This window comes from Staphylococcus sp. HMSC071G07 (assembly GCF_001811435.1).
Taxonomy (GTDB): domain Bacteria; phylum Bacillota; class Bacilli; order Staphylococcales; family Staphylococcaceae; genus Staphylococcus; species Staphylococcus pettenkoferi.
This window is the reverse complement of sequence record NZ_KV804759.1, coordinates 72,096-86,511: the sequence shown is the minus strand read 5'-3', so window position 1 is coordinate 86,511 and position 14,416 is coordinate 72,096. Positions and strand designations below refer to the sequence as shown.

Sequence of the window (14,416 nt, the reverse complement as noted above, 5' to 3'; positions counted from 1 at the left end):
CCTTATTGTTAACGATTATCATCAGGTGTGTGGTGAGTCTGATTGCCCACTACCCTTTTCAACCCAGTATTAAAATTGACAATTACATGAATGTGTTTAATACCAAATATAGATTATGGTATAATGACTTGTGGCTCTAGAAGAGGTGATGTATGACTTTCTACGATTTTATGCAGAACTTTCTAGGTGATGACACGCCTTTAGGTGAATTGGCTGATGAGATTAATCAAGATGTCAATTTCCCTAAAAATGTTTCTGATCCAGAAAGCATCTTGACATATTGTCGTGAACACAATTGGACTGATACTGAGTTGCTCAGTATCACTAAGAGAGCCTTAGACTTATTTAGCCAATTCGTCCTCATGTAGTAGCCATAGTATTTCATGAGAGATAGGCTTGCCATCACCTCATGATGCGTAGGAGAAAGTTCGTGCATTAACGTACTTTCTCCCTTTTTTATATACAAAAAACGGGAGACAAACTGAAATCAATGAGCTTCCGAAGTTTCTCCCCCGTGACAATACAATTCTTTATACCTGAGTTGGCAAACAGCTTAAATAAGACCTTAACTCTTACTTAAACCTGAACTATTTAGTTTCTAAATGTTCTTCTAAGCCTTCAGGATTTTCAACTTTAGCAGTCTTGTCTTTCACAATCTTAAAGCCAGTATAACCATATATAATAGAAATAACTGGTACAATATAGTTCAAGATGGCAAACGGTGCGTATGTTCCTGCAGACACGCCTAATGTCGTCGCAATAAACACCCCACATGTATTCCACGGAACGAACACTGACGTTAACGTTCCACCATCTTCAAGCGCTCGTGAAAGGTTCTTCGCATGTAATTTCTTCAACTTAAATGCATCCGCAAACATGCGTGATGGTACGATGATTGAAATATATTGTTCTGAACAAGTGAAGTTCGTACCGATACATGACACGATAACTGATGCGATAAGTGAACCTGTGCGTTTCGCAAATTTTAAAATAACATTGATTAAAGCAGCAAGCATACCAGAATATTCAAGCACACCACCAAAAGTCATCGCTACAAGTGTTAGCGAGATGGTGTAGAACATATCTTCTAAACCACCACGGTTAAAGAGTTCGTTAACCATATGGTTATCAGTGTGAATAGAATAACCTGTTTGTAATGCTGTTAGTGCATCTGTAAGGGAATCTCCTTGGATAAAGATTTGAGAGAAGAACCCTAAGATTACACCTGCACAAATCGCTGGAATAGCTGGTACTTTCAATACGACGAGAATGATAACGATGGCTGGTACAAGCAATAGCCATGGCGTAATCGTAAAGTTGTCATTCATCGTATTGAGAATCTTGTCGATTTTTCCACTATTGAAGTTACGATTTCCGTAGCGTAATCCGATAAAGAAATAAACAATCAAAGTAATGACAATAGCGGGAATCGTGGTATAGAACATATGCTTAATGTGATCAAACAATGGGACTTCTGTTAAGCCAGATGCAAGGTTGGTCGTATCTGAGAGTGGACTCATCTTGTCACCAAAGTAAGATCCACAAATGACTGCACCTGCAACCATACCAGATGAAATTCCCATGCTAATACCGATACCCATACAAGCAACGCCTACTGTGGCCATCGTTGACCAACTACTTCCAATTGCTAGTGCAACTACGCTGCAGAGTATAATAACTACAACTAAGAAATATGTAGGATTAATCAGTCTTAAACCATAATAAATCATCGTCGCTACGACACCGCCGCCAATCCAAGATCCGATAACTAGCCCGACTAACATAATAATAACGATGGCTGGTAACGCATGACGAATACCTTTGTACATCATCTCTTCTACTTCTTCGAAATCATAACCATGGAACATCGTTACGATAATCGCGGTAGCAGTACCAATCATGAGCGGAATGTGAGGCTCTTTACCGAGTACTGCTACTGAGAAGAGCATAGTACCAATCATTATTGCGAGTGTGAGTAAAGCCGAAGGTACCCCTATTTTCTTCTTAACTTTCTCACTCTTTTCCTTCTTATCCTTTGACATTTCTTACACCCCTTTGTTCCACGTTGATCATTTAAAAATTAAATGTGTCAACGCTTACAAAATATCATAACTCATTTATTGAATTTTGCAACTTCTTACATGCTAAATAAATAATGTTTTCACTTTATCAATTCTGTATGAAGTGATTCTGATAAGGATATAAAGGGGTGGTATGAAAATAATAAAAATTTGTGAACTTATTTATAACCTTTTCAAATCGTTTGTAATAAGAAAAGGGATAGTACGCTAATTGCTTTTGTTACAAAACGACTATCCCTCATTCACTAATTTTATTATTGTTGTGATCTTAATTCTTTGAGCTTATCTTCAGCAACTTGAGTGTTTGCACGATCGGCTTGCTTTAAGTACTCAGCAATTTGTGCAATCTCTTCGCCTTGAGCACCGACACTAATCGCTAATGATTTATATTGTAAGCTCATATGCCCTTGTTGGATGCCTTCTGATACCAATGCACGGCATGCCGCAAAGTTCTGAGCAAGACCTACTGCAGCTACGACTTCGCCTAACTCTTTAGCTGACGACACGTTCAGTAGGTCTAACGACGCTTTCGCAATTGGCAACACTTTCGTTCCACCACCGACTGTCGCTAACGTCATTGGTACCTCGATATCACCGATTAAGCGTTGGCGCTCTTGATTATATTTCCAAGTCGCAATACCACGGTACTGGCCATCTTTAGCAGCGTATGCATGTGCGCTTGCTTCGGCTCCTCGTGTATCATTCCCTGTAGCTAAGACAACAGCGTGAATGCCATTCATTACACCTTTATTATGTGTTGCGGCACGATGAGGGTCAACTTGAGCTAGTACAGATGCACGTTCCATTCGGCGCGCTACTTCTTCACCGCTTCGCTCACCTTTTCCTAAATCATCTACTGCTATTTCGCCTCGTACATGAACGACAGAAGCAGTCGCATGATTGGATAGGATACTCATCAAGATGTCGCTTTCAGGAATTTCCGTTTTAAGATATGCAGCGATACCTTCTAACATTGTATTTAACATGTTCGCGCCCATCGCATCTTTCGTATCTACGAAGATTTTCAATGAGAGTAACTGTTGTTCAGGGAACGTATCAATTTCAAAGCGACGATAGCCGCCCCCTCTTTTTAGAATAGAAGGGTAAGCCTCATCAGCAATTTGTTTAATCTGCTGATCAAATTGATTGATTTGTTCCGCCAATACTTCTGTATCTTCGACACCATCAAAGACGATTTGGCCAATCATCAAACGCTCACTAGAAACGACTTTAAACCCGCCTGTTCGGTTAACGAGCTTCGCACCATAACTTGCCGCAGCGACTACAGAAGGTTCTTCAACCATCATTGGCACCACGTAAGATTGATCTTCAACATCAATTTGCGGTAGTAAACCCACTGGTAGCGCGCCTTGCGTAATTACATTCTCAATTAAACTATTCGCTACATCTTCATTAATCATGGCATAATTTTTCAACGTAGCGTAGTCATCGTCGTTCAACCAACCGTATGACTTTAACATCTCAAGCTTATCTTCACGCGACAAATGTCTAAATGATTTATCCAAAGGCTTCATAAACTACTCTCCTCTTTCCACATGTAATGCGATGCCTAAGCCGCCACCGATACAAGCTGTTACGATACCTGATTGTTTATCCTCTTGAGATAAGATATTTACTAAGGTTGTCACTAAACGGGCACCACTCGCTCCAATAGGATGTCCTAAAGCAATCGCACCACCATGAAGGTTAAATTTCTCATCAGGAATACCCAAGTGTTCTTTAACCGGAATACTTTGTGCAGCAAATGCCTCAGTCATTTCAACAACATCGATGTCTGTCATTTGTTTATTCATTTTAGTTAATAAGTGAGAAACTGCATGATATGGTGCGTAACCCATCATCTCTGGATCGCAACCCACTTCTGAATAATCTCCGATAAGACCTAAGATGTCATAACCGTTCTCTTTCGCATAATCTGCATCCATCAAGATGAGCGCAGACGCACCGTCATTAATACTAGAAGCATTACCTCCTGTTACAGTGCCATCTTCTTTAAAGATTGTCTTTAGTGTGCCAAGCTTTTCTACACTGCTATTACCACGGATGCCTTCGTCGGTCGTCATCATTTCGCCGTCAGCATCTTCAAGAGGCACGATTTCATCTTTGAATTTGCCTGCTTCAGTAGCTTGAGCTGCTTTCTGTTGTGAGTTGTTAGCGAAAGTATCTTGTGCTTCACGTGATACTTGATATTTATCAGCAATCTTCTCAGCAGTTACGCCCATTGGCACGTTATGGAAAGCATCTGTTAAGCCATCATGCATGAAACTTTCAACAGGCTTCTCGTCTTCCCCTAATAACAGCTTCGGTGCGTTGGTCATACTTTCAACGCCACCTACTGCTACGACTTTCGCTTCGCCAAGTTGAATGAGCTGCTTACCTAGAATAATGGCTTTAAGACCTGAACCACATACTTCGTTAATCGTCATCGCTGGTGAAGTTTCTGGTATGCCAGACGCAATACTAATTTGACGTGCTGTATTCTGTCCGAGACCTGCTTGTAACACATTACCGAAGATGACTTGTTCAATCTCTTCAGATTTAACGTTTGCACTTTCAATAGCTGCACTCAATGCTTTCGTTCCTAGTTCAACTGCGTTATAGTTACGCAATCTACCTTTAAATCTCCCTATGGGTGTACGTTTCGCACTAACAATAGCGATATTACTCATATAAATTTCTCCTTTGTTTACTTTGTAATTACTGTATTTATAGGTTGTATTTTGATATGATACAATTGCTATTTTTACATAAGAAAGGGGTCGATACATCATGACTATCGGTATAGATCAAATAAACTTTTACATTCCACAATTCTACGTTTATATGGCAGAATTAGCTGAAGCACGCGGCGTTGATCCGAATAAATTCTTGAAAGGCATAGACCAAACAGAGATGGCTGTCAGTCCTGTAAGTCAAGATATCGTATCAATGGGTGCTAACGCAGCTAAAGATATTCTTTCAGACGATGATAAGAAAGCGGTTTCTATGGTGATTGTAGCCACTGAATCAGCAATTGATTCTGCGAAAGCATCTGCAGTTCAAATTCACAACCTGCTCGGTATTCAACCTTTCGCGCGTTGTATTGAAATGAAAGAAGCTTGTTACGCGGCTACTCCAGCCATCCAACTTGCTAAAGATTATCTTCAACAACGTCCTGATGAGAAAGTGCTCGTTATCGCTAGTGATACTGCACGTTACGGACTTGAATCAGGCGGAGAACCTACGCAAGGTGCGGGTGCCGTAGCAATGATGCTCAGCCACAATCCTCGCATTCTTGAACTCAATGATGATGCTGTGCCATTTACTGAAGATGTCTATGATTTCTGGAGACCGACTGGCCATATGTATCCACTCGTTGCTGGTAAATTATCTAAAGATGCGTATATTCACTCTTTCCAAGAAAGTTGGAAAGCGTATGCTCAGCGCTATAATCATTCTTTAGATGACTTTGCGAGTCTATGTTTCCACGTTCCATTTACTAAAATGGGTAAAAAAGCGCTTGAATCTATCTTAACAGATGAGATTTCAGATGAAACTCAGAAACGTCTTACAGAGGGATACGACGCAGCAACATATTATAACCGTTACGTCGGAAACATTTACACAGGTTCACTCTACCTCAGCCTGATTTCATTATTAGAAACACATGATTTAGAAGCTGGTCAAACCATTGGTCTCTTCAGTTATGGTTCAGGTTCAGTAGGTGAATTCTTCTCTGGTAAACTAGTTGAAGGTTATCGTGATGCTTTAGCAATTGATGAACATAAAGCTTTAATGAACAACCGAAAAGCATTGTCTGTTGAAGAGTATGAATCATTCTTCAAACGCTTTGACAACTTGGAATTTGATCACGATACTGAGCTTGCAGAAACACCTAAAGGTGCATTCTACTTAGATCACATCGAAGATCATATCCGCTCTTATAATACCTTATAATAATTTAATATTCACTGGATAAGGGTAAGGCTCATCCATTACACAGATTCACTGCGCCACTGAGATATTAGGGCTTAAAGTCGCACTGTTATGACAACATGATAGTGCGACTTCTTTATGTAGAAAGGCTTATAATCAGACTCAACACCTCCCTACCTCTTTACTCATTCAATCGGCAAATAGAAATCACCTAAATCTACGCCCTCTAATTCTAGAAGCTGCATTTTAACATCCAAGCCGCCCCCGTAGCCGGTCAAGTTACCATTCTTACCCACTACACGGTGACAGGGCACAATCAAAGATATAGGGTTACTTCCTACCGCTCCACCTATCGCTTGAGCTGCCATCTTCTGTTTACCTCTTAAACGCGCGATATCTTTAGCAATTTCACTATATGTGACCGTCTTGCCATACGGAATTTGTCGCAAATAATGCCATACTTGTTGTCTGAACTCTGACCCTTGTGGATTTAACTCGAAATCGATCTCTGGTCGTTCACCTTTGAAATAAGCGTCTAACCACACACGTGCTTTAGCAAAGACCAGCAAGTCACTTTCTTCAAAGGTATCATTAAACTGATCTGCGAAATCTTGTTGGTTCGCGTGCCATACGCCAGTTAAAGCACTGCCATCAGAAGTTAACGTCAATTGTCCTATAGGTGATTGATAGTGTGTTAGATATTGCATAGTATTCCTCATCTCTCAAATCATTTTCTCTATCATAGCCTAAGAGTCTACAGTTTGTAAAATTTCACTTTCGGAGTTTCTACTCATGTCTTTCGAGGCTTTTTTCAGTTACTGCAACTTTGGAAAATGAAACAAATTTCATCGTTATTGCACTCATTAGTTCTCTTTTCGAGGTAGTAAACATCCACCTACGATAATAGCAATCACGACCATCAAGACACCAGTGAGAAAGCCGTAACTTGCTGCTTGAGAAACCGACTTACCACTTGAAAGCACACCTTCATATACAGAAGTAATAATTGCGATGCCAAATGCGCCACCAAGTGTGGAACCCATTTTAAAAATACCTGAAGCAACACCTACTTTATCTTGAGGCGTCGTTGAAACCGCTGTATTCAATGCCGGAGTAGCAAACAATCCTGTTCCTGTACCAAACAGCACGCTCGCGATAATTACTAGTACGAGATAGCTAGATGAACTCAAAAACGTCATACTCAATAAAGCAATTCCGATTGCAGAAAGTGTTGGACCACCCACCAACATGACTTTCGAACCAAAGCGATTAATTCCTTTCTCACCGACTCGTACCACAATCAACAATGCAATCACGTACGGCAGAGTAAGCAATCCAGCTTGAAACGAATTCAATTTCAAACTGCCTTGCGCAAAAATGTTAATTAGTGCGATGACACCTACGCAAGTATTCAATAATGTATTCGCGATAACTGCGCCGACAAAGGCTTTATTTTTAAATAATCGTAAATTTATAAAAGGTTCTGCCCGACGTTGTTCTACAAAGATAAATAGAACCACACTCACTACAAATACGAGCACGCAACCTAATGAGTACGGGTGCGTCCAGCCCATCTTGTAACCTTGCGTAATCACGAAACTAATGCTGGCAATCATCGCGATAAAGATCACTAAACCTACCAAATCGAAATGTGCACTGGTATCGCGCTGACGTTGTCTATCAGAAATGTCTCGTAACAACCAAAAAGCCACGATAGAAATCACAATAGATAGGATGAAGATGTATTGCCACCCGAAATAAGTTGAAATTAAGCCTGCGAAGGTAGAAGCAAAGCCAGTCCCACCGAATGCCCCAATCGACCAATAACTCAACGCTTTCTTACGTGCTTCACCGTCGAAGTAGTCGTTAAACAGAGCAATTGTCGTTGGCATAATAATCGCAGCTGAGAAGCCTTGAATCACTCGACCAAGTAGGAACAAACTAATGTAGCCAGTCAGGACGAGCAGCAGCGAACCTATCACGTTTAAGATGAGCGCAAGATAAATCATCTTCACTCTCCCTAGCTTGTCCGCCACGTTCCCAGCTACAACCATCAAGACGCCAGTGACGAACGAAGTCAAGCTGACAGAAATGTTCACGATATTGAGAGAGGCATGATACGTTGATTGAATTTGCGGCCCTATATTCAGCAACGCTTGCGCAAATAGCCAGTATGTCAGTATTGATAACATCACGCCTACGATCAAACTACGCTGCTTTCTCTTACTAGATAATGCTGTCATTACACCACATCCCCTTTAACCCCTTAACTTATAACTAAATTGTAGCATTGTGTATATATTTTCGAAATAAATTTAACCGAATTTTCAGACTCATTTAGTTAAAATGTGCTTTTTCTATCCTGTTACTACAAGCACATCATCAATCTCATTTGCCCTCACTTTTACCATCACTAAATGTATATAACACAAAAAAGATAAAAGCCACGAATAAAATAGAACGAAACCACATCACGAGCTCAAGATGAGGATACAAAGCACTCAGTATGATATAGATAATACCGGTAACAATAGCTAACACCAAATATATACAACGTTTCATCTCGCGTTCCTCCCACACGTTCTACTATTGAAAGGGCAGGAACACCTCATTCACAGTGTCCTGCCCTTACTGAGACTTATATTAACTTGTTTAGATTAATATGAGATTAGAACGCTTTAAAGTTCACGAAATTATAACATTTCTGAAACGACTTTTTGTTCTAAGAAGTTGATGAGGTAGTCTGGTCCACCTGTCTTCGCATCTGTACCTGACATCTTGAATCCGCCGAATGGGTGGTAGCCCATCACAGCTGCAGTACAGCCACGGTTGAGGTATAAGTTACCTACATCATAGTCTTCAATTGCTTGTAACCAGTGTTCACGTGTATTTGTAATCACTGAACCTGTAAGACCATAATCTGTATCGTTAGCCACGTCTAACGCTTCTTCCCAACTGCTCACTTTTACAAAGCCAACAACTGGACCGAAGATTTCTTCTTGCATGATTTGGTCTTTAGATTTTAATCCTGAGAAGATTGTTGGGTGTACGAAGTAACCTGTTTCGTCTTCAGTTTCGCCACCATGTTCTAATTTACCTTCTTTTTTACCAATTTCAATATAGTTCTTGATCTTATCAAATTGTTTTTGGTTAATTACTGGACCCATTTCAGTATTGTTCTCAGTGTTACCGAATGTGATGTCTTTCGTTAACTTAATTGCTTTTTCCAACACTTCATCGTGAACTGCTTTATGCACGATTGCACGTGAACATGCTGAACATTTCTGACCTGAGAAACCAAATGCTGATGAAACAATAGATTCAGCAGCTAAATCAGTGTCCGCGTCTTCATCAACGATAATCGCATCTTTACCGCCCATTTCAACTGTGACACGTTTCAAGAACTGTTGACCTTCTTGAACTTTGGCAGCTCTTTCGAAGATACGTGTACCTGTCGCACGAGATCCTGTGAAAGTAACGAAATGCGTATGAACACTATCTACAAGATAGTCACCGATTTCTTTCGGATCACCTGGTACGAAGTTAACTACCCCTTTAGGTAAGCCTGCTTCTTGAAGCACTTCAATTAACTTATAAGCAGTTAACACTGTGTCTTCAGCAGGTTTGAGTAATACAGTATTACCAGCGATAACTGGCGCTAAAGTTGTACCTGTCATAATCGCGAACGGGAAGTTCCATGGTGGAATAGTGACACCAGGACCAATTGGTTTGTAGAAGTAGCGGTTATGTTCGCCTTCACGGTCTAAGACAGGTTTGCCATCCGCTAGTTCCATCATTGAGCGTGAATAGTATTCGATAAAGTCGATACCTTCACAAACATCGCCTACAGCTTCATCCCATGGTTTACCTGCTTCGTAAACCATTACAGCAGCGATTTCTTCTTTACGACGACGGATTAATGCAGCTACACGTAACATAAATTCTGCACGATCGCGGTGCTGCCATTTACGCCATGACTCGTATGCTTCATTCGCCGCGTCAAATGCAGCATCTACATCTTTCTTCGTCGCTTTAGAAATTTCAGCAATTTCTTCAGAAGTATTTGCTGGATTAATAGAAGTGAAAGTATCTTTCGTGAATTTCTCTTCGCCATTGATCCATAAAGGTACTTTTTGGCTGAATTCACCTTTCACTTTACTTAACATTTGCTGGAATGATTCTACATTTTCTTGTTGAGAGAAATCGATTCCTGCTTCACTTCTGTATTCTCTTACCATCATTTCTACCCCCAATGTTTGTTAATAGAAAACTTTAATGGAAATATCCACTGTTGCTATGTATTTTATCTGTCTTTTCTAATAATTGCAATCGCTTACAAATAATTTTTAGAAATTTACTAAGATTTCATCTCTTTTTAATATTACCTTTCAGGTGTAAAACGCTTTATCTGCAATAGTTTAGCGTAGTTTATTTTGTTTTTGTAAAAGTTGAAAAAATTTAGTGCTGGATCATGATTTTTTTAGTTCATTCTCTGAGTTAGCTTAATACATGAGTCAAGCCATACTTTCGAGTAAAAAAAGACAATGCCACTAAGCATGTCATACACTCAGTCACATTGTCTTGCATTTACTATATATTGTATTTTACCTGAGCCTAAAAACTAAGCACGTGCCTTACGCTTAGTCTGCTTATTGCGGCGCACAATCAGCATAATTCCAGCGATGAGCCAGAACAGTGTCGCTATGAAATTGAGGCTCAATACCGCTGCAATCGCAAGCAAGATAAATATCACGCCTGCTGTCTTCGGTAATTTGTTGATGATTAACGCAGTAATTAAAGCTACTGCCGCAACAATAATAGCTAAACCAATTAAATAGATAATCCATTCATTCAGATGACTTACGATTGAATTAATATCTGCATTGGATAATTTACCTGAACTCACTTCTTCTTTGATACTATCCTTAATTTCAGATTTAAAGCTATCGTCATTCATGAAAGGTGCGATGACCCCGTAAATAAATATGAGCGCAAATTGTAAGAGTAGTCCTAGCCAAACTAGAATCTTCTCCCAAACTCTTTTCATTCAAGTTCCTCCTAGTGATTTTATATTTATTATTCACCATGCATTGTTATTGTATAATACAGCTTATTCAAAAACAATTAGCTCTAAATTTATCAGAATATTACGTTGTAATTTATTCTATTTACTTTATAATTAGGTTTAAATAATTACAAAATCACACTTATTTTATACTTCAACTAAAAGGAGTAGTGAACACACATATAATATCCTACAAAATTAATAGCTATACTCAACTGGTTGAAAAAGATTGGAATTAATGAAATCCTTTGTTTTCAGTTGACAATCCTCCCTTGCTTAAGGGGTCGCACTCAACTAATTCTTCTCACCCAAAGAGTTCGAAGAATGGATTTTCGTTGCGACCTTTATCCTTCAAGCGTGTCGAATTGTCTTTGAAAACAAAATTAAATAAATATCTTACAAAATAATCTATTATTACCCTACTGCTAGAACACCTATATAAAGTAAAAACTAAACAACACCTATAAATTCTTAATTTAAGACTAAGTTTAAATATGGGTTTTTTGAAAATCTATATAACAATAACATCGATGAATAACTGATAATAAATCACGATCAAGGGTGAGTTTTTAACTAACAACATCTATGTAATCAACCTCACTTGAAACTAAACAATAAACAAAGGATGGAGTAATTGTTTTATGAATGATAAACAGACTAAAAATAGAAATTTCGTTTATGGAATATCGGTTGCGATTATCGTGTTGATTACCGCAATCGCTGGTATCTTCCCTACTCAATTCGGTCATCATGCGCAACACATCTATGATTTCATTTCCAATAGCTTTGGTTGGCTATTCCTACTCATTATCTTTATCTTGGACATCTTCTTGATCGCTTTAGCTATCTCTCGCTATGGCCGTTTCAAACTCGGAGATGACGACGAATCGCCGGAGTTCTCTATGCTTTCATGGATTGGTATGCTGTTCTCAGCTGGACTAGGTGTCGGTATCGTCTTCTGGGGCGTGGCTGAACCGCTGACGCACTACCTACATTCTCCCTTCCCGGGTAAGATTGCGAATGCCTCTGAAGATTCAGCCCGTGTCGCAATGGGTTATACTTTCTTCCACTGGGGTATTTCTCAATGGTCGATCTTTGCGATTGCTGGTTTAATCGTGGCTTATTTCCAGTTTCGTAAAAAGCGTGACGGGCTCATCTCGACTGCCATGGAACCTGTCTTCGGTGAAGCGTATCGCAGACCTTTTAGAAATATCATTGACATTCTCGCGATTATCGCAACGGTAATGGGGATTGCGACATCTATCGGCCTCGGTATCATGCAGATTAACGGTGGATTACATCATGTATTTCATGTGCCACAAAACAATAGTGTTAAAATCGGTATTACTATCTTGATGGTCGTGATCTTCTTAGGTTCGGCTATTACCGGTTTAAATCGTGGGGTAAAATGGCTCAGTAATATCAATATTGGGCTTGGTGCTATTCTCTTAATCTTCATGTTATGTGTTGGTGATCTCAAATTTATTCTTGAATCATACACACTCGCGATTGGCGATTATCTCCGTCATTTCATCGAATACAGTTTGCGTCTCAATCCATACGGTGGCAGTGATGCTTGGATTCAGAAATGGACGGTCTTCTACTGGGCATGGGTTATTTCCTGGTCACCGTTTATCGGTGGTTTCGTTGCCCGGGTTTCAAGAGGACGAACAGTACGTGAATTCGTCATTGGCGTGTTGATCGTTCCACCACTCATCTCTTTCAGTTGGATTGCTGGATTCGGCGGCACGGCTCTAAAATTTGCCTTGAAAGGTGACGATATCGCACACGTTGTCGACAAAGATTACACTGTAGCTTTATTTGAACTGCTATCCAAATTTCCACTTGCGGATATCACGAGTATCCTAGCTATCGCATTAATTTTTATCTTTATTATTACCAGCGCAGATTCGACGACACATATTGTAGCTGGTATGGCGACAGGGGGACTAGCGAACCCTAAAGTGAAACATAAGATTATCTGGGGGATCCTCATTGGAGCAATCTCGGTTTCCATGACTATCGCTGGCGGATTGACGAGTTTACAAACTGCTTCCGTCGTCACAGGCTTACCGTTCTCAATCATTTTACTCTTAATGATCTTCTCACTGATGAGAGCTTTAAAACGCGAACATACCAAGCACTTCCAAATGTCGTATATCAATGATGAGAAAGACTACTCCATACCTTTAGAAGAGCGTGAGAGTGACGAGGAGGCAAGTAGCAGTAAGGATAATGATGAAGACAATCATCAAACTGTCGATTACGACCACCACACTCAGCAAGTGAATAATCACTCACAGGATAAAAATGAATAGTCTTTGACATGTATTAAATACCTAATGCAGCCAATCAATTAAGGTTGGTTGCATCTTTTTTAAGCAGGCTTCCCTATTCATACCTCTATTCATGTATAATAGATATAGGAAGTAAAAGTATAAGTTTAATTATTAGAATTTTTAAACTTTTACCTAGAAAAGGGGATGAGAAAATGAATTTACATCACGCTTTACCGAGTGAAATTCGAGAATTGATACGTAAGGGGAAGTTATTCGGACATACGAGTGGAATGGCGAAAGGCTACGTACAAGCGAACGTCGTGATTCTACCTGAAAAATATGCATTTGACTTTCTAAAATTCTGTTTCCGCAATCCGAAGACATGTCCTCTATTAGATATTGCAGAGACGGGCGCTGTATCCTTCCCGACCTATGGTAAAAACGCAGATATTCGAACAGATGTGAGTAAATATCGCGTTTATCGACATGGCGAGCTCGTTGAGACACCTAATGATATTCGACACCTCTTTGAAGAAGATATGGTTAGTTTCCTAATCGGTTGTAGTTTCACCTTTGAACATGCTTTGCTAGATGCTGGTCTCCCTGTGCGACACATTGAAGAACAACATAACGTGCCAATGTATGTGACTAACATCGATACACGTCCGAGCGGCATCTTTCGCGGTCCATTGACAGTGAGTATGCGTCCGATGACGATGAAAGAAGCCATTAAAGCGACTGAAATCACGACACATTACAAGCAAGTTCACGGCACACCTATTCACATTGGTCGTCCAGAAGATATCGGAATTAAAGATTTAAGCCAACCTGATTTCGGCGAACCTGTGCAGATAAACGAAGGAGAAGTGCCCGTGTTCTGGGGCTGCGGTGTGACACCACAATCCGTTGCTTTAGCCGCTAAACCAGATCTCGTCATCACCCATGCGCCAGGTCATATGTTCGTGACCGATGTCCTCGAGAGCCAAATGGGAGATTAAGTCTTCACAAATAAAGGAGTGTGCCATTACGTAACGTTGTAACGACACACTCTTATT

At 40.0% G+C, this 14,416-nt stretch carries 11 protein-coding genes; 4 read left to right on the top strand and 7 right to left on the bottom strand.

All coding sequences use genetic code 11. The features are described from left to right. Positions 1-152 precede the first annotated feature (152 nt). Positions 153-368 (top strand): sterile alpha motif-like domain-containing protein, encoded by a 216-nt coding sequence (locus HMPREF2802_RS03570; protein ID WP_002470888.1) that lies wholly within the window; start codon positions 153-155, stop codon positions 366-368. Positions 369-587: 219 nt separating this feature from the next. Here the strand turns inward: HMPREF2802_RS03570 and nhaC are convergent, their stop codons facing one another. The 3 genes from nhaC to HMPREF2802_RS03555 form a co-directional block, all read right to left on the bottom strand. Then, the gene (nhaC, locus tag HMPREF2802_RS03565; protein ID WP_002470880.1) at positions 588-2,042 is read right to left on the bottom strand and encodes a Na+/H+ antiporter NhaC; all 1,455 of its coding nucleotides are present in this window, start codon (positions 2,040-2,042) and stop codon (positions 588-590) included. Between the two features lie 293 nt (positions 2,043-2,335). Continuing rightward, complete coding sequence (locus HMPREF2802_RS03560; RefSeq protein WP_070502784.1) at positions 2,336-3,616, bottom strand: hydroxymethylglutaryl-CoA reductase, degradative; 1,281 nt, start codon at positions 3,614-3,616, stop codon at positions 2,336-2,338. Positions 3,617-3,619: 3 nt separating this feature from the next. Further along, positions 3,620-4,771 carry a thiolase family protein gene (locus HMPREF2802_RS03555; protein ID WP_070502783.1) on the bottom strand — a complete coding sequence of 384 codons (1,152 nt, stop codon included), beginning with the start codon at positions 4,769-4,771 and terminating at the stop codon, positions 3,620-3,622. Between the two features lie 100 nt (positions 4,772-4,871). On the opposite strand from HMPREF2802_RS03555, the gene HMPREF2802_RS03550 reads away from it, so the two are divergent. Further along, the gene (locus HMPREF2802_RS03550) at positions 4,872-6,038 is read left to right on the top strand and encodes a hydroxymethylglutaryl-CoA synthase (protein ID WP_070502782.1); all 1,167 of its coding nucleotides are present in this window, start codon (positions 4,872-4,874) and stop codon (positions 6,036-6,038) included. 164 nt (positions 6,039-6,202) lie between these two features. Here HMPREF2802_RS03550 and HMPREF2802_RS03545 read toward each other — a convergent pair whose 3' ends face one another. From HMPREF2802_RS03545 to HMPREF2802_RS03530, 4 genes are all read right to left on the bottom strand, one after another. Next, a complete protein-coding gene (locus HMPREF2802_RS03545) occupies positions 6,203-6,724 on the bottom strand; it encodes a methylated-DNA--[protein]-cysteine S-methyltransferase (RefSeq protein ID WP_070502781.1) in 522 nt (173 codons plus the stop codon). Between the two features lie 156 nt (positions 6,725-6,880). Continuing rightward, the gene (locus tag HMPREF2802_RS03540) at positions 6,881-8,260 is read right to left on the bottom strand and encodes an MFS transporter (protein WP_070502780.1); all 1,380 of its coding nucleotides are present in this window, start codon (positions 8,258-8,260) and stop codon (positions 6,881-6,883) included. Between the two features lie 450 nt (positions 8,261-8,710). Beyond that, on the bottom strand, positions 8,711-10,255 hold the full coding sequence (pruA, locus tag HMPREF2802_RS03535; RefSeq protein ID WP_040805936.1) for an L-glutamate gamma-semialdehyde dehydrogenase: 1,545 nt from the start codon (positions 10,253-10,255) through the stop codon (positions 8,711-8,713). Positions 10,256-10,638: 383 nt separating this feature from the next. Beyond that, positions 10,639-11,064, bottom strand: coding sequence for a DUF4064 domain-containing protein (locus HMPREF2802_RS03530; protein ID WP_070502779.1), 426 nt, complete (start codon positions 11,062-11,064; stop codon positions 10,639-10,641). Between the two features lie 659 nt (positions 11,065-11,723). Between HMPREF2802_RS03530 and HMPREF2802_RS03525 the strand changes: the two genes are divergently transcribed. Both HMPREF2802_RS03525 and HMPREF2802_RS03520 read left to right on the top strand, forming a co-directional pair. Further along, positions 11,724-13,400, top strand: a complete 1,677-nt coding sequence (locus tag HMPREF2802_RS03525; RefSeq protein WP_070502778.1) for a BCCT family transporter — start codon at positions 11,724-11,726, stop codon at positions 13,398-13,400. Positions 13,401-13,573: 173 nt separating this feature from the next. Beyond that, positions 13,574-14,359: a putative hydro-lyase gene (locus HMPREF2802_RS03520; RefSeq protein ID WP_070502777.1), complete on the top strand. Its 786-nt coding sequence runs from the start codon at positions 13,574-13,576 to the stop codon at positions 14,357-14,359. Positions 14,360-14,416: the final 57 nt, after the last annotated feature.

What these genes read in the sequence shown, in the direction of transcription:
- pruA (WP_040805936.1), bottom strand. Translation starts at nt 10,255, where the DNA reads ATGGTAAGAGAATACAGAAGTGAAGCAGGAATCGATTTCTCTCAACAA.
- HMPREF2802_RS03520 (WP_070502777.1), top strand. Translation starts at nt 13,574, where the DNA reads ATGAATTTACATCACGCTTTACCGAGTGAAATTCGAGAATTGATACGT.
- HMPREF2802_RS03525 (WP_070502778.1), top strand. Translation starts at nt 11,724, where the DNA reads ATGAATGATAAACAGACTAAAAATAGAAATTTCGTTTATGGAATATCG.
- HMPREF2802_RS03530 (WP_070502779.1), bottom strand. Translation starts at nt 11,064, where the DNA reads ATGAAAAGAGTTTGGGAGAAGATTCTAGTTTGGCTAGGACTACTCTTA.
- HMPREF2802_RS03560 (WP_070502784.1), bottom strand. Translation starts at nt 3,616, where the DNA reads ATGAAGCCTTTGGATAAATCATTTAGACATTTGTCGCGTGAAGATAAG.
- HMPREF2802_RS03570 (WP_002470888.1), top strand. Translation starts at nt 153, where the DNA reads ATGACTTTCTACGATTTTATGCAGAACTTTCTAGGTGATGACACGCCT.
- HMPREF2802_RS03555 (WP_070502783.1), bottom strand. Translation starts at nt 4,771, where the DNA reads ATGAGTAATATCGCTATTGTTAGTGCGAAACGTACACCCATAGGGAGA.
- HMPREF2802_RS03540 (WP_070502780.1), bottom strand. Translation starts at nt 8,260, where the DNA reads ATGACAGCATTATCTAGTAAGAGAAAGCAGCGTAGTTTGATCGTAGGC.
- HMPREF2802_RS03550 (WP_070502782.1), top strand. Translation starts at nt 4,872, where the DNA reads ATGACTATCGGTATAGATCAAATAAACTTTTACATTCCACAATTCTAC.
- HMPREF2802_RS03545 (WP_070502781.1), bottom strand. Translation starts at nt 6,724, where the DNA reads ATGCAATATCTAACACACTATCAATCACCTATAGGACAATTGACGTTA.
- nhaC (WP_002470880.1), bottom strand. Translation starts at nt 2,042, where the DNA reads ATGTCAAAGGATAAGAAGGAAAAGAGTGAGAAAGTTAAGAAGAAAATA.